Source organism: Halorhodospira halophila SL1, assembly GCF_000015585.1.
Lineage (GTDB): Bacteria > Pseudomonadota > Gammaproteobacteria > Nitrococcales > Halorhodospiraceae > Halorhodospira > Halorhodospira halophila.
In genome coordinates this window covers 2,528,102-2,545,624 of sequence record NC_008789.1, presented here as the reverse complement: position 1 = coordinate 2,545,624, position 17,523 = coordinate 2,528,102, and the positions used below count along the sequence as shown (strand labels likewise).

General features: G+C 69.3%; 20 protein-coding genes. 9 read left to right on the top strand and 11 right to left on the bottom strand.

The annotated features are described in order from the left end of the window. Window positions 1–40: 40 nt before the first annotated feature. Entirely contained in the window at window positions 41–1,057 is a 1,017-nt protein-coding gene (locus HHAL_RS11710; protein ID WP_011815104.1) for a class 1 fructose-bisphosphatase, read from the bottom strand. Window positions 1,058–1,208: 151 nt separating this feature from the next. On the opposite strand from HHAL_RS11710, the gene HHAL_RS11705 reads away from it, so the two are divergent. Beyond that, entirely contained in the window at window positions 1,209–2,477 is a 1,269-nt protein-coding gene (locus tag HHAL_RS11705) for a 6-phosphofructokinase (protein ID WP_011815103.1), read from the top strand. Here HHAL_RS11705 and HHAL_RS11700 read toward each other — a convergent pair. Genes HHAL_RS11700 through HHAL_RS11690 form a run of 3 tightly spaced genes read right to left on the bottom strand, consistent with a single transcriptional unit; the run spans window position 2,474 to window position 5,368 of the window. Beyond that, window positions 2,474–3,742: a 3-deoxy-D-manno-octulosonic acid transferase gene (locus HHAL_RS11700; protein ID WP_011815102.1), complete on the bottom strand. Its 1,269-nt coding sequence runs from the start codon at window positions 3,740–3,742 to the stop codon at window positions 2,474–2,476. The two genes, HHAL_RS11705 and HHAL_RS11700, sit on opposite strands and share 4 nt — an antisense overlap. A 4-nt stretch (window positions 3,743–3,746) precedes the next feature. Then, on the bottom strand, window positions 3,747–4,718 hold the full coding sequence (lpxL, locus tag HHAL_RS11695; RefSeq protein WP_011815101.1) for an LpxL/LpxP family Kdo(2)-lipid IV(A) lauroyl/palmitoleoyl acyltransferase: 972 nt from the start codon (window positions 4,716–4,718) through the stop codon (window positions 3,747–3,749). Next, window positions 4,715–5,368, bottom strand: a complete 654-nt coding sequence (locus HHAL_RS11690) for a protein-L-isoaspartate O-methyltransferase family protein (protein ID WP_338073431.1) — start codon at window positions 5,366–5,368, stop codon at window positions 4,715–4,717. The genes lpxL and HHAL_RS11690 overlap by 4 nt, the downstream gene beginning before the upstream one ends. Window positions 5,369–5,536: 168 nt before the next feature. Here HHAL_RS11690 and rpmB point away from each other — a divergent pair, with 168 nt between their 5' ends. The 4 genes from rpmB (at window position 5,537) to mutM (ending at window position 8,206) form a co-directional block, all read left to right on the top strand. Next, window positions 5,537–5,773 carry a 50S ribosomal protein L28 gene (rpmB, locus tag HHAL_RS11685; RefSeq protein ID WP_011815099.1) on the top strand — a complete coding sequence of 79 codons (237 nt, stop codon included), beginning with the start codon at window positions 5,537–5,539 and terminating at the stop codon, window positions 5,771–5,773. Next, entirely contained in the window at window positions 5,773–5,943 is a 171-nt protein-coding gene (rpmG, locus tag HHAL_RS11680) for a 50S ribosomal protein L33 (protein WP_011815098.1), read from the top strand. The genes rpmB and rpmG overlap by 1 nt, the downstream gene beginning before the upstream one ends. 160 nt (window positions 5,944–6,103) lie before the next feature. Then, complete coding sequence (locus HHAL_RS11675) at window positions 6,104–7,375, top strand: EAL and HDOD domain-containing protein (protein WP_011815097.1); 1,272 nt, start codon at window positions 6,104–6,106, stop codon at window positions 7,373–7,375. An 18-nt stretch (window positions 7,376–7,393) separates the two neighbouring features. Continuing rightward, entirely contained in the window at window positions 7,394–8,206 is an 813-nt protein-coding gene (gene mutM / locus HHAL_RS11670) for a bifunctional DNA-formamidopyrimidine glycosylase/DNA-(apurinic or apyrimidinic site) lyase (RefSeq protein WP_011815096.1), read from the top strand. 6 nt (window positions 8,207–8,212) lie between these two features. Here the strand turns inward: mutM and HHAL_RS11665 are convergent, their stop codons facing one another. Genes HHAL_RS11665 through HHAL_RS11645 form a run of 5 tightly spaced genes read right to left on the bottom strand, consistent with a single transcriptional unit; the run spans window position 8,213 to window position 12,395 of the window. Then, on the bottom strand, window positions 8,213–8,593 hold the full coding sequence (locus HHAL_RS11665) for a hypothetical protein (protein ID WP_011815095.1): 381 nt from the start codon (window positions 8,591–8,593) through the stop codon (window positions 8,213–8,215). 23 nt (window positions 8,594–8,616) lie between these two features. After that, window positions 8,617–9,111 carry a pantetheine-phosphate adenylyltransferase gene (coaD, locus tag HHAL_RS11660; protein ID WP_011815094.1) on the bottom strand — a complete coding sequence of 165 codons (495 nt, stop codon included), beginning with the start codon at window positions 9,109–9,111 and terminating at the stop codon, window positions 8,617–8,619. Window positions 9,112–9,121: 10 nt separating this feature from the next. Continuing rightward, complete coding sequence (gene rsmD, locus HHAL_RS11655) at window positions 9,122–9,712, bottom strand: 16S rRNA (guanine(966)-N(2))-methyltransferase RsmD (RefSeq protein WP_011815093.1); 591 nt, start codon at window positions 9,710–9,712, stop codon at window positions 9,122–9,124. Next, the gene (locus HHAL_RS11650) at window positions 9,709–11,064 is read right to left on the bottom strand and encodes a M16 family metallopeptidase (RefSeq protein WP_011815092.1); all 1,356 of its coding nucleotides are present in this window, start codon (window positions 11,062–11,064) and stop codon (window positions 9,709–9,711) included. The genes rsmD and HHAL_RS11650 overlap by 4 nt, the downstream gene beginning before the upstream one ends. After that, window positions 11,064–12,395: a M16 family metallopeptidase gene (locus HHAL_RS11645; RefSeq protein ID WP_011815091.1), complete on the bottom strand. Its 1,332-nt coding sequence runs from the start codon at window positions 12,393–12,395 to the stop codon at window positions 11,064–11,066. Before HHAL_RS11645 ends, HHAL_RS11650 begins: the two co-directional genes overlap by 1 nt. A gap of 127 nt (window positions 12,396–12,522) precedes the next feature. On the opposite strand from HHAL_RS11645, the gene ftsY reads away from it, so the two are divergent. The 4 genes from ftsY to rpoH all read left to right on the top strand — a co-directional run bounded on the left by ftsY (window position 12,523) and on the right by rpoH (window position 16,221). Then, complete coding sequence (ftsY, locus tag HHAL_RS11640; protein WP_011815090.1) at window positions 12,523–13,470, top strand: signal recognition particle-docking protein FtsY; 948 nt, start codon at window positions 12,523–12,525, stop codon at window positions 13,468–13,470. Beyond that, window positions 13,467–14,147, top strand: coding sequence for a cell division ATP-binding protein FtsE (gene ftsE / locus HHAL_RS11635; protein ID WP_011815089.1), 681 nt, complete (start codon window positions 13,467–13,469; stop codon window positions 14,145–14,147). The genes ftsY and ftsE overlap by 4 nt, the downstream gene beginning before the upstream one ends. Further along, window positions 14,147–15,193: a permease-like cell division protein FtsX gene (gene ftsX / locus HHAL_RS11630; RefSeq protein ID WP_011815088.1), complete on the top strand. Its 1,047-nt coding sequence runs from the start codon at window positions 14,147–14,149 to the stop codon at window positions 15,191–15,193. Before ftsE ends, ftsX begins: the two co-directional genes overlap by 1 nt. Before the next feature lie 164 nt (window positions 15,194–15,357). Next, on the top strand, window positions 15,358–16,221 hold the full coding sequence (gene rpoH / locus HHAL_RS11625; RefSeq protein WP_011815087.1) for an RNA polymerase sigma factor RpoH: 864 nt from the start codon (window positions 15,358–15,360) through the stop codon (window positions 16,219–16,221). Window positions 16,222–16,267: 46 nt separating this feature from the next. On the opposite strand, the gene radC is transcribed toward rpoH, so the two are convergent. Beyond that, entirely contained in the window at window positions 16,268–16,942 is a 675-nt protein-coding gene (gene radC / locus HHAL_RS11620; RefSeq protein ID WP_011815086.1) for a RadC family protein, read from the bottom strand. Window positions 16,943–17,015: 73 nt separating this feature from the next. Further along, window positions 17,016–17,414 (bottom strand): hypothetical protein, encoded by a 399-nt coding sequence (locus HHAL_RS11615; protein ID WP_011815085.1) that lies wholly within the window; start codon window positions 17,412–17,414, stop codon window positions 17,016–17,018. Between the last annotated feature and the right edge of the window lie 109 nt (window positions 17,415–17,523).

Here is a 17,523-nt window from a genome sequence, read left to right as displayed (position 1 = left end):
GCGCCCGGCGGGGTGCGGGGTCGTCCGAGTCCCGAGCGCCTCAGCCCTCCTGATGGTAGCGGGCGATCCGCTCGACCTCGTTCCTGGAGCCGAGGACCACCGGCGCCCGCTCGTGGATGTCGCTCGGATCGAGCTCAAGGATCCGCTGCCGGCCGGTGGTCGCGCCGCCGCCGGCCTGCTCGACGATGAGGCTCATGGGATTGGCCTCGTACATCAGGCGCAGCCGGCCGTTTTGCCCCTTGGCCTTGATCTTGGCGTCGAGCGGGTACATGAAGACGCCGCCCCGGCAGAGGATGCGGTGCACCTCGGCGACCATCGAGGCCACCCAGCGCATGTTGAAGTCTTGGCCCCGCGGCCCCTCCTTGCCCTGGAGGCACTCGTCGATGTAGCGCTGGACCGGCTCCTCCCAGTGGCGCTGGTTGGAGACGTTGATGGCGAATTCCTGGGTATCTTCCGGGATCTGCACGTCCTTGCGGGTGAGGATGAACTCGCCGAAATCGCGGTTGAGCGTGAACATCTGGACGCCCTGGCCTTTGACAGCGAGCACCAGGATGGTGGATGGGCCGTAGAGGCAGTAGCCGGCCGCCACCTGCTCCGTGCCGTGCTGGAGGAAGTCCCCGGCCGAGGGGTTCTCGCTGCCCTGCGGCGCGCGGACGATGGAGAAGATCGTGCCCACGGAGACGTTGACGTCGATGTTCGAGGAGCCGTCGAGCGGGTCGCAGAGCAGCAGGTAGCGGCCGCGCTGGGACGGGTTGGGCAGGGTATAGATGTCGTCCATCTCCTCGGAAACCAGGCCGGCGATATGGCCGTTCTGGGTCAGGGCCTCGATGAAGACCTCGTTGGTCACCACGTCGAGCTTCTTCTGGGTCTCGCCCTGGACGTTCTCCGAGTCGGCCGAGCCGAGCATGCCCACCAGGTCGCCCTTGTTGACCAGGTCGGCGATGCGCTTGCAGGCCACCGAGATATCGTTGAGCAGGCCGGTGAACTCGCCGGTGGCCTCAGGCAGGTTGCGTTGCGTCTCGATGATGTAGTTGGTCAGAGTCGTTCCGATGTGCATGGTTTTCTCCCCTGGCGTGCGGTTTTCATGACTTCTTTAATATCGACCGAGGAAATCCGCCGCCCATTGCCCGGCGGCGGCAAGCGTTCGGTGCATTCCTTCGGTACATTGGTGCGCAAGCCCATGAGCGTCAACACACAAGTCTGATCGCATGCCAAAGAACGCACTATATGCTCAGTCCGGTGGCGTCACGGCGGTCATCAACGCCAGCGCCTGGGGGGTGATCGAGGCGGTGCGGGGTCACCCGGCCCATTTCGGCACCTGCTACGCGGCTCGTAACGGGATCCTCGGGGTGCTCGAGGAGGAGATCCTCGATCTCGATGAGGAGGATCCGCTGACCCTGGCCGCCCTGCGCCATACCCCCGGGGGGGCGTTCGGGTCGTGCCGTTTCGACCTCGGTGACTTGAAGCGGGATCGGGCGCAGTACGAGCGCCTGGTGGAGGTCTTCCACGCCCACGACATTGGCTACTTCTTCTACAACGGCGGCGGTGGCTCCATGGACACCGCCCACAAGGTCGCGCGCATCGGCGACGAACTCGGCTACCCGATCACCGCCGTCGGCGTGCCCAAGACCATCGACAACGACCTGGGCATGACCGACACCAGTCCCGGGTTTGGATCGGCGGCCAAGTTCATCGCCACGGTGGTCCGTGAGGCGAGCCTGGACGTCGAGTCGGCCCACACCACCTCGACGCGGGTCTTCATCCTCGAGGTCATGGGGCGCCACGCCGGGTGGCTGGCGGCGGCAGCGGCGCTGGCCCAGGAGTACGACGGCCGGCCGCCGATGCTGATCCTGTTCCCCGAGACCCCCTTCGATCTCGGCGATTTTCTCACCCAGCTCCAGATGGCGGTCCGCACCCACGGCTACTGCGTGGTGGTCGCCTCCGAGGGGCTCAAGAACCCCGATGGCTCCCTGTTCTCCGTGGCGCAGAGCCACGATATCTACGCCTACACCCAGCTAGGTGGCGTGGCGCCGCGGCTGGCCGAGATCATCCGCCAGGAGACCGGCCTTAAGCTGCACTGGTCGGTGGTGGACTACATCCAGCGGGCGGCCCGGCATCTGGCCTCGCGGGTGGATGTGCAGCAGGCCTATGCGGTGGGGCGGTCCGCCGTCGAGGGCGTGGTGGCCGGCGAGCACAGCTTCATGCCCGTCATCCGCCGGGATTCGGATCGGCCCTACCGGTGGTCCATCGACCGGGTGCCGCTGGAGGCGGTGGCGAGTATCGAGCGCGGGCTGCCGCCCGCGTTCATCTCGCCGGATGGCTACGGCATCACCGCCGCCTGTCGCGATTACCTGCGGCCGCTCATCGAGGGGGAGGACTATCCGCCGTTCGACCGCGGGCTGCCCTGTTACCCGCGGATTCGCGGGGTGCTCCGCCCGCAGCGCTGCGCGCCGTTTCGCGTCGAGTCGCCGGGCTAACGCTCGGTCGGCGCCGCCCCGGGGCGTGACTCGAGGTGGGCGAGGATGGCGTCGGCGTAGAGGCCCGCGGTGTCCTGGGCCGCCTGGACCGTGGCCGCAGCCTGCTCGCCCATCTCCCGGCGGGCTCTCGGGTCGCGGGCCAGCTCGGCGATGGCGTGGCGCAGGTCGGTCTCATCGAAGAAACGCTGTGCGCCGCCGGCAGCGAGGAGCCGCTCCGACTCCTCGGCGAAGTTGCTCATATGCGGACCGAACAGAATCGGCTTACCGAGCCGTGCCGGCTCCACCAGGTTCTGCCCGCCGCGGCGGATCAGCGAGCCGCCGATGATTACCGTCTCCGCCCCGGCCATGAACGACTCCAGCTCTCCCAGAGTGTCGGCCACGTAGATATCGGCCCATTGCCAGTCTTCGCCCGCCGAGCGCAGCGCCACACGGAAGCTGGCCTGTTGCAGCGACTGGCGAATCGCCGGCCCGCGCTCAGGGTGGCGCGGGACGATGACCAGTAGCTGCGGGACGTCGCGTTCCCGGCGCGCCTCGGCCCAGGCGTTGGCGATGCGGATCTCCTCGTCGTCGTGGGTCGAGGCCGCCAGGAGCGCCGGGCGCTTGAAGGCGAACGGCTCGGGGGCCGGGGTGATGGGGGGCGCCAGTTTCAGGCTGCCGAGGGTGTGCAGACGCTCCGCAGGGACGCCGAAGCCGGCAAACCGCCGGGCGTCGAGATCGCTGCGCGCCAGGATGAGGTCGACGTGGGTGAGGGCCTCGCCCTGCAGTCGTCGGACCAGGGTGGCGCCTTCGACGGTGCGTTCGGACAGGCGGGCGTTGGCCAGCAGCAGTGGGATGCCTCGCCGCGCGGTGGCGGCGTAGAGGTTGGGCCAGATCTCGGTTTCCAGGATCACGGCGCCGCGCGGCTCGAAGGCGTCCAGGAAGCGGCGGACGGCCCCTGGCCAGTCCAGCGGCAGGTAGGCGTGCCGGGTGCCAGCGGGCAGGACCCGGGCGGCGGTCTCGGCGCCCGTGGCGGTGGCAGTGGTGACCAGCAGGGGCAGCCCCGGTCGCCGCGCGGCGAGGGCGTGGATCAGCGGGGCGGCAGTGCGGACCTCCCCCACCGAGGCGCAGTGTAGCCACAGGGGGTGGTTCACCTCGGGCAGTCCGTAATGGCCGCGGCGCTCGCGGCGCATGCGCGGGCCGCCGCGCTGGCGGGCGCTGCGCCTCAGCCATAGCCAGATCAGCGGGGCCAGGCCGTAGAGCAGGGTGGTGTAGACAGGTTTCAGCATCGGTTCAGTAGCGCGGGGGCTCGCCCTCGGGCCGGGATTTGAATCGTTTGCGGACCCAGAAGTACTGTTCCGGCTGTTGCCGGATCCACTGTTCGATCAGTCGATTGATGCGCGCCGTATCGGCGTGGATGTCGCCGCTGGGGAAGTCTTCCAGTGGGGGTTCGAAGACCAAGCGGTAGCGCCCGCCCGCCAGCCGCTGCGGGTAGTAGGGCAGCACGATGCACCCGGTGCGTTCGGCCAGTCGTGCCGTTGCCGGTGTGGTGGCGGCCTGGATGCCGAAAAAGGGCACAAAGATGCCGCCCCGCCGCGGCGCGATGTTTTCGTCCGGCGCGTACCAGATGATATCGCCGTCCTTGAGCGCGCGGATCATGCCGCGCATGTCCTGGTTGGAGATGACATCCTCGATGCGCCGGCGCCGGTTGCGCCGGATCAGGGTGGCCACCAGCGGGTTGCGGTCCTCGCGGTAGAGGGCCTTGAATGGCGTGATCTGCAAAACCCGAGCCGCGCTGAGCTCCAGGCCGAGCATGTGGCAGCTGAGCAACAGTACGCCACGGTCGCTCGCCCGAGCAGCCTCGAGATGCTCCTGGCCGTGGACCTCGAACAGCTCGGCGATCCGTTCCATGGGGAGCCACCAGCCCATCGCCGTCTCGACCACCCCGATGCCCATCAGTCGGAAGTTCTCCCGGGCAATGGTTTGGCGGCGCTGCTCGGAGAGCTCGGGGAAGCTGAGTTCGAGGTTGCGCAGGACCAGTCGGCGCCGCTGCGGTGCCATGTGCCATGCAAGCTCGCCGATGCCCGCGCCGAAGGCCATGCGGGCCCGGTGAGGCAAAGTCACCACGGTCCGCAACAGGCCCAGCTGCAGCCACACGCCCCAGAATCGCGGATGCAGGAAGCGCAGCTGCAGCAGGCGGTCGTCTTTCGGGGTGGGCCGGGCCCCGCGGCGCCGGCCCTTGGGGGCTGTGGCGGCGTTGCTCAAAGCTTGAATGGATCCCTCTTGGTCAGGCCGCGCAGCGGCGGCACTGCGGTATCGAAGACGCTCTGGGTCGACCAGGCGTTGGGGCCCGTGCGGGTGATGCGCAGGGCCTCCATCATCGGGCCCTGACCGACGATGACGAACAACCGGCCGCCGATGGTCAGGGAGCTGTGGAAGCCGTCGTGGAGCTCGGGCAGGGAGCCGGTGACCGAGATCACGTCGTAGTGCTGGGCATCATGCCAGCCGTGGGCGGCATCGCCCTGGACCAGCTCGGTGCCCTCGGCTACCCCGGCGGCCTCGAGCCGCTGCTGAGCCTGTCGGTGCAGGTCGGCGTGCAGCTCGACACTGGTTACGTGGCCACACAGGTGGGCCAGGCAGGCGGTGACGTAACCGCTGCCAGTGCCGACCTCCAGCGCCTTCTCGCCCGGTGCCGGGTCCAGTTCCTGCAGCATCCGCCCTTCCAGGCGGGGCTCCATCATCACCTCGCCGTTGCCCAGCGGCAGTTGCAGGTCGCTGTACGCCATCCCGCGCAGGTGCTCGGGTACGAAATCCTCGCGGGGGATCGCCTCCAGTGCCTCCAGCACCCGCGGCTCGAGCACGTTCCACGGGCGGATCTGGCGGCGGATCATGTTGTCGCGTGCCGAATCAGTCACGCTTTGTGTCATTATAATCTCCTCCCCTCATCCCTGGAGCGATGGGCAGAGCAATCGTAGGGGGTCTGGCTGGTTGCGGCAAGCACTCCTTGCGTCGGCGCCCGGATGCTGGTATAAAAACCGCCTTTTCCGGCGGCTGCCGGCGAGCTGGGATTGAGGAGCGTAGTTATGTCCAAGGTCTGCCAAGTCACCGGCACGCGTCCGGGTACGGGGAACAACGTTTCCCACGCCAACAACAAGACGCGCCGGCGTTTTCTGCCCAACCTGCACGATCACCGCTACTGGGTGGAGAGCGAGAATCGCTGGGTACGTCTGCGTGTCTCCGCCAAGGGCATGCGGATCATCGACAAACGCGGCATTGACGCGGTGCTCGCCGACATGCGGGCCCGTGGGGAGAGGGTCTAATGGCCGGTAAGAGCGCACGCGAGAAGATCAAGCTGGTGTCGAGTGCCGGCACGGGCCACTTCTACACCACCGATAAGAACAAGCGAAACACCCCGCACAAGCTTGAGATGAAGAAGTACGATCCGGTCGTACGCAAGCACGTAACCTACCGCGAGACCAAGCTCAAGTAGCGGGAGCGGCGCTAACGCGCCGCATCGCCAACGGGCCCGGCTGCCTTCGGCACCGGGCCCGTTGTGTATCGGGGCTGGCTGGCCGCTTGACCGTTGCGCGTCGGTCGGGGAATCTTGCTCCCTGCTCCCCCCGAGAGCTGCGTCGTGGAGTTTCGCTGCCATGTCGGAGATCTTTCTGGCCCGTCAGCCGGTATTCGACCGCGAGCTGCGGGTCTGTGGCTACGAACTCCTCTACCGCGCCGGGCGTGAGGAATCGGCGCGTTTTGCCGACGGCGACGCGGCCACGGCCACTGTAATCCTCAGCGCCTTCATGGAGATCGGGCTGCGCTCGATCACCGGTGGGCAGCCGGCCTACCTGAACCTCACCCGGCGATTCCTCCTGCAGCAGCCCGTGCCGTTCCCGCAGCACGAGGTGGTGATCGAGGTCCTCGAGGACGTGGCCCCCGACCAGGAGTTGCGGGCAGCACTGTGCCGGTTGTCGCGGCAGGGTTACCGGATCGCCCTGGACGACTATCTGCTCGATGACTCCGGCCGGGAGCGGCTGCTGCCGTGCGTGGACATGGTCAAGGTCGACGTCCTCGGCATGGCGCCGCAGGAGATCGTGCGCCATGCGCGGACCCTCCAGCGTCAGGGGGTGCCGTCGTTGCTGGCCGAGAAGATCGAGAGCCGAGAGGTGATGGATCTGTGCCGTGCGGCGGGGTTCGACTATTTCCAGGGGTTCTTCCTGTCGCGGCCGACCACGCTGTCGCGGCGCTCGGTGCCGCACAACCGCCTGCCGCTGTTGCGCCTGATCGCCTCGCTGCAGCGCCCGGAACTGGATGTGCGGGAGATCGAGCAGATCATCGGCCAGGATGTGTCACTGTCCTACAAGATCCTGCGCTATCTGGCCTCGCCGCTGTTCCCCACCCGGGACATCGACAGCATCCGCGCCGCCGTGCTCTACCTGGGGCGCAGGCAGCTGGCGAACTGGGCTGTGCTGTTGGCCATGACCTCCTGCAACGATCAACCCTCTGAACGCATCGTCGCCCTGCTGGTGCGGGCGCGCACCTGCGAGCAGTTGGTGCGCCACCGCTACGGCGGTTCCGATCCTGGCGCGGCGTTCACCATCGGATTGTTTTCCGGGCTCGATGCTGTGCTCGACGCGCCGCTGTCGGTCATCTGTGCCGAGCTGCCGCTCAGCTTCGAGGTGCGTCAGGCGCTGCTTGAGCTTGAGGGTCCCTACGGGCGCATCCTCGCCGCGGTCCTGGCCCAGGAGCGGGGAGACTGGGAACGTCTGGCAGCCACCGGGGTCGATCCCATGCAGGTCAACCATCACTATCTCGAGTCGCTGAAGTGGGCGGACGCCCAGTGGGCCTGGCTAGCTCATCTATCCCGCAGCGAGCGTCCGGAACGGTTGGCCGCCCGCCGGCGTGGTCCGCCGTCGGAATCGTGATCCCAGGGGAGGCGGCCGTTGCCCGAGCTGCCCGAGGTTGAGACCACCCGTCGCGGCCTGCAGGTCCACCTGGTCGGGCGTACCCTGCAGCGCGTCGTGGTACGCCAACGGCAGCTGCGCTATCCCGTGCCGGCCAGGGTGGAGGCCGCCGTCGTCGGTGAGGAGGTGGTGGCCCTGGAGCGGCGCGCCAAGTATCTGCTGATCCGCCTTGGCGGCGGTGCCTGGCTGTTGCTGCATCTGGGTATGTCCGGGAGCCTGCGGCTGGTGGCGGAGACCGATGCCCCGGGGCGGCACGACCATGTCGATCTGGTCCTCAATGATGGCCGTGCCGTCCGCCTGACCGACCCGCGCCGTTTTGGCTGCCTGCTCCTCGGTGACGGGGACCCGCAGGACCACCGGCTGCTCCGCCGCCTTGGCCCCGAGCCGTTGGGATCGGCCTTCGATGGGGCCGTGCTGCACCGCGCGGCCCGTGGCCGTCGCGTGGCGGTGAAGGCCCTGCTGATGGATGCCACCGTCGTGGTCGGGGTGGGGAATATCTATGCCAATGAGGCGCTCTTTCGTGCCGGTATCCGCCCGGACCGAGCGGCCGGGCGGATCGCCCGGGCCCGGTACGACCGCCTGGCCGGGGCCGTACGGGCGGTCCTGGAGGCAGCGCTGGCGGCGGGGGGCACCACGCTGCGCGATTTCACCGACGGTTCGGGTGAGCCGGGATACTTCGCCGTGAATCTGTCCGTCTATGGCGCTTCGGTGTGCCCGGTCTGCGGCGGCGCGCTGCGCCAGATCCGGCTGGCGCAGCGCGGGACCTGGTTCTGCCCCCGGTGCCAGCGCTAGGCAGGCCTAGAGCGCGGGCGTACCGAGCCACAGGCCGAGGGCGAACAGGGTCATGAACAGCAGGATGATGAAGACATCCCGCAGCATCCGGAATAGGTCATCGAGCTTGGGGACTGGGGCGCGGACGCCGTAGTCCCGCGGGTCGAGGGTGCCCTCGTCGGCCCGGGCGATGATCTCCCGCGCGAGTTCCCGTGCCCACGGTGGTGTGCAGTCCTGATCGCGCATGTACAGCCCGAAGAGCCGATCCAGATCCTCGCGTCGGGCGATGCGCTTGAAGCGGCGCCAGTGGGCCAGGGCGAGGAAGTCGTACTCGGAGATCTGCAGCAGCTGAGCCGCCTCCAGCACGCTGTTGTCGTAGACCAACGGCTTGAACCACGACCAGGCCATGGTGCCCTCCTTCGCGGTGCGGGTCAGGGGACGCGGCGGACGCGGTTGCGCAATGCCTCCGCCACTGCCGGGTGGACGAAACGCGAGACGTCACCGCCCAGCGCGGCGACCTCGCGGACGAGGCTTGAGGAGATGAAGGCGTACTGCTCCGCCGGTGTGAGGAATACGGTCTCGACGTCGGCCCGCAGCTGGCGGTTCATGCTCGCCAGCTGGAACTCGTATTCGAAATCGGAGACGGCCCGCAGGCCGCGGACGATGACCTGCGCCTCGTGGTGCGCGACGAAGTCCACCAGCAGGGAGGTAAAGGCCTCCACCTCGACGTTGTCGATGCCGGCCAGGGCCGTGCGGGCCAGCTCCAGGCGCTCCTCCACGGCGAAGGCGGGCGCCTTCGAAGGGCTGGGGTTGGCGGCGACGCCGACGATCAGGCGGTCGAACAGCCGCGCTCCGCGCTGGATCAGGTCCGTGTGCCCATGGGTGATCGGGTCGAAGGTCCCGGGGTAGATGGCGGTTACGCCCATCAATGGCTCCTCAGTCCTCGTCTGGGTTGGCTCCGTCGGCACGCAGCAGTTGGAAGCGGCACCGTCCGGCCCGGCCCTGCCGGTGGACGTGCCACCCCGCGGGTAGCGGCGGCGTCGGGGTGTTGCGGTCGTCTTCAATATAGATGTGGGCGCCGGGCGCAAGCCATCCGCCGGTGGCCAGGGCGTGACAGCAGTCTGCCAGCAGCCCGGTGCCGTAGGGCGGGTCGAGTAAGACGATCTCGAAGGGGCCGCCGGCGGGGCGGTTGCGCAGGTAGTGGACCCCGTCGGCACACTCCACCCGCGCCTGTGTCGCTCCCAGCGTGGTCAGGTTCCGGCGCAGGGTGTCGGCGACCCGCCGCTCGCGCTCCACCAGGACCACCTCGGCGGCACCGCGGGAGAGGGCCTCCAGGCCCAATGCGCCGGTACCGGCGAACAGGTCCAGGCAGCGTGCGCCGGGCAGCATCGGGGCCAGCCAGTTGAACAGGGTTTCGCGAACCCGGTCACCGGTGGGCCGCACCCCGATCTCTGCCGGGATCGGCAGGCGCCGTCCCCGCCACTGCCCGGCGATGATACGCAGCTGGCTCCCGCGGCGGCGGCTCACTCTGGATCCATCTCCATGTCAGCGTTCTCCAGGTCCGGGCCGACCAGCACGGTGACCATCCGCGTCGGGTCGAGCCGCTCGTCCAGCGCGCGGCGGATCGCCGCCGCGTCCACGGCCTCCATGCGCGGTATATAGCGCGCCAGGTGGTCGGTGGGCAGGCGGTTGGCTGCCATGACGCTGAGCTGCCCGACCAGCGCCGAGTTGTTCGCCACGCTGAGCGGGAAGGAACCGGTGAGGTGGCGAACGGTCGCGTCGATCTCCTCGTCCTCCAGGCCGTCGCGTGCGAGGCGCTCGACCTCGGCTCGCAGCACCTCCAGAGCTTCCTCGCTCCGTTCGGCCTCGACCGTGGAGCGGATCAGCCAGGGGCCGCCCACCGGCATGATGTTCAGGCTCGACGACGAGGCGTAGGAGAGCCCGCGCTCCTCGCGCATGCTCTGGTAGAGCCGCGACACCAGTCCGCCGCCGCCCAGGACGTGGTTGGCCACCCGCAGCGGGTACTCCAGCTCCTCCTCGCCGCGGGCGATCGCCGGCAGGCCCATCATCAGCGCCGTCTGTGAGCCCGGGAAGCGGATGCGGATCTCCTCCTGCGCCGGCTCGGCGGGCGGCTCGGGGAGTGCCGGCGCCGGCTCACCGCCCTCCAGGGCGCCGAGCAGGCGATCGGCCAGTGCCTCGGCCTGCTCGCGCCCCAGGTCCCCCACGATGGCGATGCTGGCGTTGGCGGCGACGTAGTGCTCGTGGAAGAAGGCGGCGACCCGGGAGGCGTCCAGGGCTGCCAGCCCCTCCTCGGTGCCCGACGGCGGGGGGGCGTAGGGGTGATCGTCGTACATCGCGGCGTAGAGTGCGCGCAGGGCGATGTTCGAGGCCGACTGGCGTTCGGCGCGCAGGTTCTGCTGCATGTGTCGCAGCTCCCGCTGGACCGCCTCCTCGTCGAAGGCCGGTACGGCCAGGACCTTCTCGAGGAGGTCCACGGAGGCATCCAGCGCCGTGGCGTCGGAGAGGCTGCGCAGGTGGACCTGGGCCTGCTGGCGGCCCGCCGAGGTGCTCAGCCGCGCGCCGACGTCTTCCAGGCGGCGGGCCAGGGCTCCCGCATCGAGCTCACCGGCCCCCTGGTCCAGGCTGCGCGAGGTGAGCAGCGCCAGGCCCGGTGTGCCGCGGTCGCGGGCGCTGCCGGCGTCAAAGATCACCTGGATGTCCACCATCGGTACCTCGCGCGCCTGGATGAAGTAGACGGCGGCCCCTTCGCGGCCTTCCCAGCGCTGGACCTCGGGGCCGAACGGATCGGCCTGTGCAGTGCCGGCCAGCAGCATGACGGTGGCCACGGCGGCCGCGCCGAATCGATGCAGGACGCCCATCAATCCTCCTCGCCGGGCAGCAGGCGGCCCACGGTGAGCCGCTCCGGTTGCAGGTACGTTTCGGCGGCACGTTGGATGGCCTCCGGGGAGACGGCGCGAACCCGCTCCTCGAAACGCTGCGCCTCTTCCCAGCCGATGCCCGTGCTGGCCAGCCGCCCCAGTCGCTGCGCGCGGCCCATGGGGGCGTCCCGGGCGTAGACCTCGGCGGCGAACAGGCGGGTCATGGCGCGCTCCAGCTCCGAGTCTGCCACCGGCTCCTCCTGGAGCCGGTGGATCTGCTCGCGCAGGGCGGATTCCAGGTCGTCCAGGTCTTGGTCGTCGGCCGGCCGTGCCACCAGCGAGAAGAGGGTGTCGAGACGCGCCACCGGCGAATAGCCCGCCGAGGCGCTGGTGGCCACCCCGCTGCCGCGCACCAGGGCCTCCGGCAGGCGGGCGGAGCGCCCGCCGTCGAGCAGCTCGGCCGCCAACAGCAGGGCGTAGGCGTCGCCGGGATCCGCCGCGGTGGCCAGCGAGGGGACGTTGTAGCCGAGGAAGAGCATGGGCACGCGGGCGTCGTCGAAACGGACCTCAATGCGTCGCTCCCCGGGGGCGGCGTCGATCTCGCGGCCCTCCGGCTGCGGCTCGGCCTCGCGGGCAGGGACCTCGCCGAAGTGCCGCTCGGCCAGTTCGAAGACCCGCTCCGGCTCCACCGCGCCGACCACCACCAGAGTGGCGTTGCTCGGGGTGTACCAGCGCTGGTACCACGCCTCGAGCTCCTCCAGGCGCAGGCGGTCCAGGTCCCGTTGCCAGCCGATGATCGGGTGGCGGTAGGGGCTGGCCATATGGGCGGTGGCGGTGAAGCGTTCAAAGGCCCGGGCCTCCGGCGGATCGTCGACCCGCTGGCGCCGTTCCTCGTGGATGACCTGCATCTCGCGCTGGAACTCCTCGGGGTCGAAGACCAGCTGGTGCATGCGGTCGGCCTCCAGCTCCATGGCCAGCTCGAGGCGGTCGGCCGCCAGCAGTTGGAAGTAGCCGGTGAAATCGCGGGCGGTGAAGGCGTTGGTCTGCCCCCCTTCGCGGGCGATCTGTCGGGCGAACTCACCGGTCTCGCGGGTCTCGGTGCCCTTGAACATCATGTGTTCGACGGCGTGGGAGATGCCGGTGATGGGCCGGTGCTCGTGGCCGGATCCGACGTGGTACCAGAGCATGGAGGCGACCACGCCGCCGCGGTGGTCCTCCTGGACTAGAACGGTCAGGCCGTTGTCCAGCTCGTGGTGGTGCACGCGGTCAGCCGCAGCAAGCGGCGCCAGGCTGGCGAGCAGCAGGGTGGTGAGCAGTCTGCGCAGGGCCATGGCTCCTCTGGGGTTGGGTCGCCGCCGGGTTCGGCACCAATGGTAGGATACCCGACAGCGCAAGTCGCGGGCGGCAGCGCCCATCGGGCCCGCGGCATCCCAATGGACCACAACAGTGCCGAAGGTCATGAGCGAAAGCGAGAAGACCGACAAACGCCCCGGGCTGATGGGGCGACTGCGCAACGGGCTGCGGCGGACCCGCAGCGGGCTCACCGAAGGGCTGGCGACGTTGTTCGTTGGCCGCCGCGAACTCGACGACGAGCTCCTCGAGGAGCTGGAGATGCGTCTGCTCCAGGCCGACGTCGGCATGGAGGCGACGCAGAAGGTGCTCGACGGTCTCGTCGAGCGCCTCGGTGGTTCCGGCGGCGGTACCGGCGAGACGGTGCTGGAGGCCCTGCGCAGCGAGATCGTCAAGGTGCTCGAGCCGGTGGAGAAGCCGCTGCAGATCGATACCGACAAGCGGCCCTTCGTCATCCTCACGGTCGGGGTCAACGGGGCCGGCAAGACCACCACCATCGGCAAGCTGGCGGCCCGTTTTCAGAACGAGGGGCGGTCGGTGATGGTCGCCGCAGGCGATACCTTCCGCGCCGCTGCAGTGGATCAGCTCCAGCAGTGGGGCGAACGGGTCGGTTGCCCGGTGATCGCCCAGCCCACGGGCTCGGATCCCGCCTCGGTGGTCTTCGATGCCCACCAGGCCGCCCGCGCCCGCGGTGCGGATGTGCTCATCGCCGATACCGCCGGCCGCCTGCACACCCAGGACAACCTCATGGAGGAGCTGCGCAAGATCCGCCGCGTGCTCGGCCGGCAGGATGCCGATGCGCCCCACGAGACCCTCCTTGTGCTCGACGGTGGCAACGGCCAGAACGCACTGGCCCAGGCCGAGCAGTTCGGCGCGGCGGTGAACGTGACCGGTCTGGCCGTGACCAAGCTGGACGGGACCGCCCGTGGTGGCGTGCTGCTGGCCCTGGCCGAGCGGCTCCAGGTGCCGGTGCGCTACATCGGCGTGGGTGAGAAGGTCGAGGACCTGCGCACCTTCCGTGCGGCCGACTTTGCCGAGGCGCTGACCGCCGAATGATCCACTTCGACCGGGTCAGCAAGCGCTACCCGCGCGCTGGCCAGGACGGCCTGCGGGGCGTCAGCCTGGAGATCGGTCAGGGCGAGCTGGTCTTCATCACCGGCCACTCCGGTGCCGGCAAGAGCACCCTGCTGCGCCTGATCCCCCGGCTGGAGCGGCCGAGCGGCGGGCGGGTGGTGGTCGCCGGCGTCGACGTGGGCCAGCTGCCCCGGCGCAAGATCCCGCTGCTGCGCCAGCGGGTCGGGGTGACCTTCCAGGATCACCGCCTGCTGGCGGATCGCAGCGTCTTCGGCAACGTCGCCCTGCCGCTGGAGATCACCGGGGTCGCCCGGCGCGAGGCAGCGCGCCGGGTGCGCGCCGCCCTCGACAAGGTGGGCCTGCTGCACAAGGAGACGAGCTACCCCGAGGCCCTCTCCGGAGGGGAGCAGCAGCGGGTGGGCATCGCCCGCGCGGTGGTCAACCGGCCCCCGGTGCTGCTGGCCGACGAGCCCACCGGCAATCTGGATCCGGGACTCTCCGAGGAGATCATGCGGCTGTTTACCTCGTTCGTGAGCATTGGCACCACGGTGTTGATCGCCAGCCACGACCTGGAGCTGGTCGAGCGGTTCGGCCACCGCACCCTGACGTTGCGCCAGGGTGAGCTGGTGGGCGATCGACCGGCCCGAGAGGCGGTCTGATGGCCCGGCGTCCGGAGCGCGGGGCGACCCCCCGGCGGCGCCAGGCTCGGGCCGAGGCGCGGGCACAGCGGGCGGCGCTGCGCACCTCACGGCGCAGCGAGGCCGGCGCCATCGGGCGCCTGCTGGCCGCCCCGCTGCTCTATCTCTCCCGCCACGCTCAGGCGCTGGCGGCGGCTGTGCAGCGTGCCCGGGGGGCGCCGCTGCACAGCGTGCTGACCAGCGCCGTGGTGGGGATCGCCCTGGCCCTCCCGGCGGCGTTCATGCTCAGTCTGGAGAACGCCGAGCGGGTCGCGGGGGGCTGGGAAGACGGGGCGCCGCAGATCTCCCTGTTCCTGGCCCACGATGCCGGGCCCGACACCCTGCGCGAGCAGGCGGAGGTGGCGGCCGAACAGGCCGGCGTGACCCGGGTGGAGCCGGTGACCCCGGATGCGGCCCTGGCGGAATTCCGGGCCGGATCCGACTTCGACGCAGCGCTGGAACTGCTCGATGAGAATCCGCTGCCGCCGGTGCTGGTGGTGACGGTCGATCGCGGGCTCGACCCCGACGCCGTGGCCGAGCTGGCCGAGGGGTTGGCCGACGACCCGGCGGTGGTGCGCATGCGGCTCGATCAGGAGTGGGTCGAGCGCCTGCACGCCATCATGACGCTGGCCGAACGGGCCCTGTGGTCCGCCGGGGTGCTGCTGGCCCTGGCGGTGATCCTGGTCATCGGCAATACCATCCGTCTGACCATCGAGAGCCGGCGGCACGAGATCGAGATCATCAAGCTCATCGGCGGGGGCAATGGTTTTGTGCGCCGACCGTTCCTCTATGAAGGCATCGGCTACGGGCTGATCGGGGGGCTGCTGGCCTGGCTGCTCACCGAAGCCGGGCGCTGGGCACTGGCCGGTCCGGCCAGCCGGTTGGCGGCCACCTACGGGACCGATTTCACCCTCAGCGGTCTGGGCCTGGCGAACGGGCTGCTGCTGTCGGTGGGCGGCGCCGCCCTCGGCGTGCTCGGGGCCTGGACCGCTGTGGCACGGCACCTGAGCGCCATCGAACCGCGGTAAATCGTCATACCCCTTTCGGATGCTTTATACTGTGGTCACATCAGGTTGTGAATCACCCTTGAAAAGCGCTGACATCGCCCCCAGCCGTGCCTTCGGAGAGGCAGAAACACCGGATTGGGTGGCTGGCTAGAGGAGTCTTGAACAGGTTGGAGGAGAAGGCGCGTATGAGCACGGCACTGGTCACGGCGGGTAACGCCAATCTGCCGCTGCCGACGAGCAGCGAGGACGCGTATATCCAGGCAGTGAGCCAGATCCCGGTGCTCGATGCCGACGAGGAGTACGAGCTGGCCCGGCGGTGCCAGTACGAAGGCGATCTCGACGCCGCCCGGCAGCTGGTGCTCTCGCATCTGCGTTTCGTCGTCCACGTGGCTCGGGGGTACCGCGGCTACGGCCTGGCCCTCGGTGACCTGATCCAGGAAGGCAATATCGGCCTGATGAAGGCCGTCAAGCGCTTCGATCCGGACGTGGGGGTTCGTCTGGTCTCCTTCGCCGTGCACTGGATCCGCGCCGAGATCCACGAGTTCATCCTGCGCAACTGGCGCATCGTCAAGGTGGCCACCACCAAGGCGCAGCGCAAACTGTTCTTCAACCTGCGTGGCGCCAAGAAGCGCCTGGGCTGGATGACCCGCGAAGAGGTCAACGCGGTGGCCGAGGATCTCGGCGTCCAGCCTGAGACGGTCCTGGAGATGGAGTCCCGGCTCTCGGGGCAGGATCTGGGCTTCGATCCGCTGGTTTCCGAAGAAGATGAAGAGCAGGCGCGGGCCCCGGTGGCCTACCTGGAGGACCGGCGCTTCGATCCGGCCGAGGTGGTGGAGAGTTCCGACTGGGGGACGCACCAGGACGATTCGCTGCACCAGGCGCTCGGTCAGCTGGACGAGCGCAGTCAGAACATCCTGCGCGCCCGCTGGCTGGAGGAAGAGCGCCAGACCTTGCAGGAGCTGGCCGAGCGTTACGGTGTCTCTGCCGAGCGCATCCGCCAGCTCGAGAAGAACGCCATCAGCAAACTGCGCGGGGCGGTCAGCGCCTGAGCCGTCGCCTCATGGAGCGCTGCACCCCGCGCAGCGGATGTGCCCCCTACAGGACCCCCCGCTCGGCGAGTGACACCGGCTCGCCGTCGCCCACCACGAAGTGATCCAGCAGACGGACGTCGACCAGTCCCAGGGCCTCGCGCAGGCGGTGGGTCAGGGCCTCGTCCGCAGCACTCGGTTCCGTGATGCCGGAGGGGTGGTTGTGGGCCACAATCACCGCGGCTGCATTGTGGGCCAGGGCGCGGCGCACCAGTTCTCGCGGATAGACGCTGGCGCCGTTGATGGTCCCGCGGAAGAGTTCCTCGAAGCCGATCACTCGGTGGCGGTTGTCCAGGAACAGCCCGCCGAAGACCTCGCTGGGGTGGTCGCGCAGCAGCGCGGCAAGGTACGTCCGGGTCTGCGCCGGGCTGCTCAGGGTGGGGCCCCGCTGCAGCTGTTCACCCAGGTGGCGTCGGGCGATCTCCAGGGCCGCCTGCATCTGGGCGTACTTGGCGTCGCCCAGCCCCGGGCGGGCGGCGAAGGTCTCGCGATCGGCCTCGAGGAGGCCGCGCAGGCCGCTGAACGCGGCTAACAGTTCCCGGGCCAGCTCCACCGCGGACTGGCCGCGGCGCCCAGTGCGCAGGAAGATGGCGAGCAGCTCGGCGTCGGACAGCGCTTGCGGACCGCGCTGGATCAGCCGCTCGCGGGGCCGCTCCTCGCGCGGCCACGAACGTATCGACATGACACTGCCCTCCCTGGCGGCGTCGAGTCCATGGGTTGTCAATGGGCGCCGCCGCGCAGCGGCGCCCCGGCGATTACTCCTCCGCCCAGTTGTCGCGCACGCGCTTGAGGCGGCGCGCCTGGTAGCGGTTGATGTTGGCCGTCATCATGAAGATCGCGACGATGAACAGCAGCGGGAAGGCCAGGGCGATGGCCAGCTGGTGAGCGCCCACCAGATGCAGGCCCAGAAGGACCACCATTGCTGCGGCGGGAGCGCCGATCAGCCGCACCATGGCGGCGGACTCGGTGCGCTTGATGTGGGCATCCAGCTCTTCGTAGGTCTCGAACTCGTTCTCGTCCGTCGCCCCGAACATCCGGCCTAGTGCGCTGCCGCCGGTGGCCGCTCCTTCGGCGGTTTCGGAGCCGGTATCGGCCTCCGACGTATGCGCGTAATGCTCGGTGGTCTCGTCCACGTGTGCGTGCTCTCGGCTCATGGTGCCTCCTCGGGTGAATACCCTGTCCCCAATGGGATGAAACGATAGAATGCGGCCCATGATGGAACCCCATCGGCTAGCGGTGTAGCGCAGTCGCGCGCCGCCTGCA

Coding starts and splice junctions, on each gene's coding strand:
- ftsY (WP_011815090.1), top strand. CDS start 12,523: ATGAGCGAAAGCGAGAAGACCGACAAACGCCCCGGGCTGATGGGGCGA.
- HHAL_RS11705 (WP_011815103.1), top strand. CDS start 1,209: ATGCCAAAGAACGCACTATATGCTCAGTCCGGTGGCGTCACGGCGGTC.
- HHAL_RS11665 (WP_011815095.1), bottom strand. CDS start 8,593: ATGGCCTGGTCGTGGTTCAAGCCGTTGGTCTACGACAACAGCGTGCTG.
- rpmB (WP_011815099.1), top strand. CDS start 5,537: ATGTCCAAGGTCTGCCAAGTCACCGGCACGCGTCCGGGTACGGGGAAC.
- HHAL_RS11645 (WP_011815091.1), bottom strand. CDS start 12,395: ATGGCCCTGCGCAGACTGCTCACCACCCTGCTGCTCGCCAGCCTGGCG.
- radC (WP_011815086.1), bottom strand. CDS start 16,942: ATGTCGATACGTTCGTGGCCGCGCGAGGAGCGGCCCCGCGAGCGGCTG.
- HHAL_RS11675 (WP_011815097.1), top strand. CDS start 6,104: ATGTCGGAGATCTTTCTGGCCCGTCAGCCGGTATTCGACCGCGAGCTG.
- HHAL_RS11710 (WP_011815104.1), bottom strand. CDS start 1,057: ATGCACATCGGAACGACTCTGACCAACTACATCATCGAGACGCAACGC.
- ftsE (WP_011815089.1), top strand. CDS start 13,467: ATGATCCACTTCGACCGGGTCAGCAAGCGCTACCCGCGCGCTGGCCAG.
- HHAL_RS11650 (WP_011815092.1), bottom strand. CDS start 11,064: ATGGGCGTCCTGCATCGATTCGGCGCGGCCGCCGTGGCCACCGTCATG.
- rpoH (WP_011815087.1), top strand. CDS start 15,358: ATGAGCACGGCACTGGTCACGGCGGGTAACGCCAATCTGCCGCTGCCG.
- rpmG (WP_011815098.1), top strand. CDS start 5,773: ATGGCCGGTAAGAGCGCACGCGAGAAGATCAAGCTGGTGTCGAGTGCC.
- coaD (WP_011815094.1), bottom strand. CDS start 9,111: ATGGGCGTAACCGCCATCTACCCCGGGACCTTCGACCCGATCACCCAT.
- ftsX (WP_011815088.1), top strand. CDS start 14,147: ATGGCCCGGCGTCCGGAGCGCGGGGCGACCCCCCGGCGGCGCCAGGCT.
- HHAL_RS11615 (WP_011815085.1), bottom strand. CDS start 17,414: ATGAGCCGAGAGCACGCACACGTGGACGAGACCACCGAGCATTACGCG.
- HHAL_RS11700 (WP_011815102.1), bottom strand. CDS start 3,742: ATGCTGAAACCTGTCTACACCACCCTGCTCTACGGCCTGGCCCCGCTG.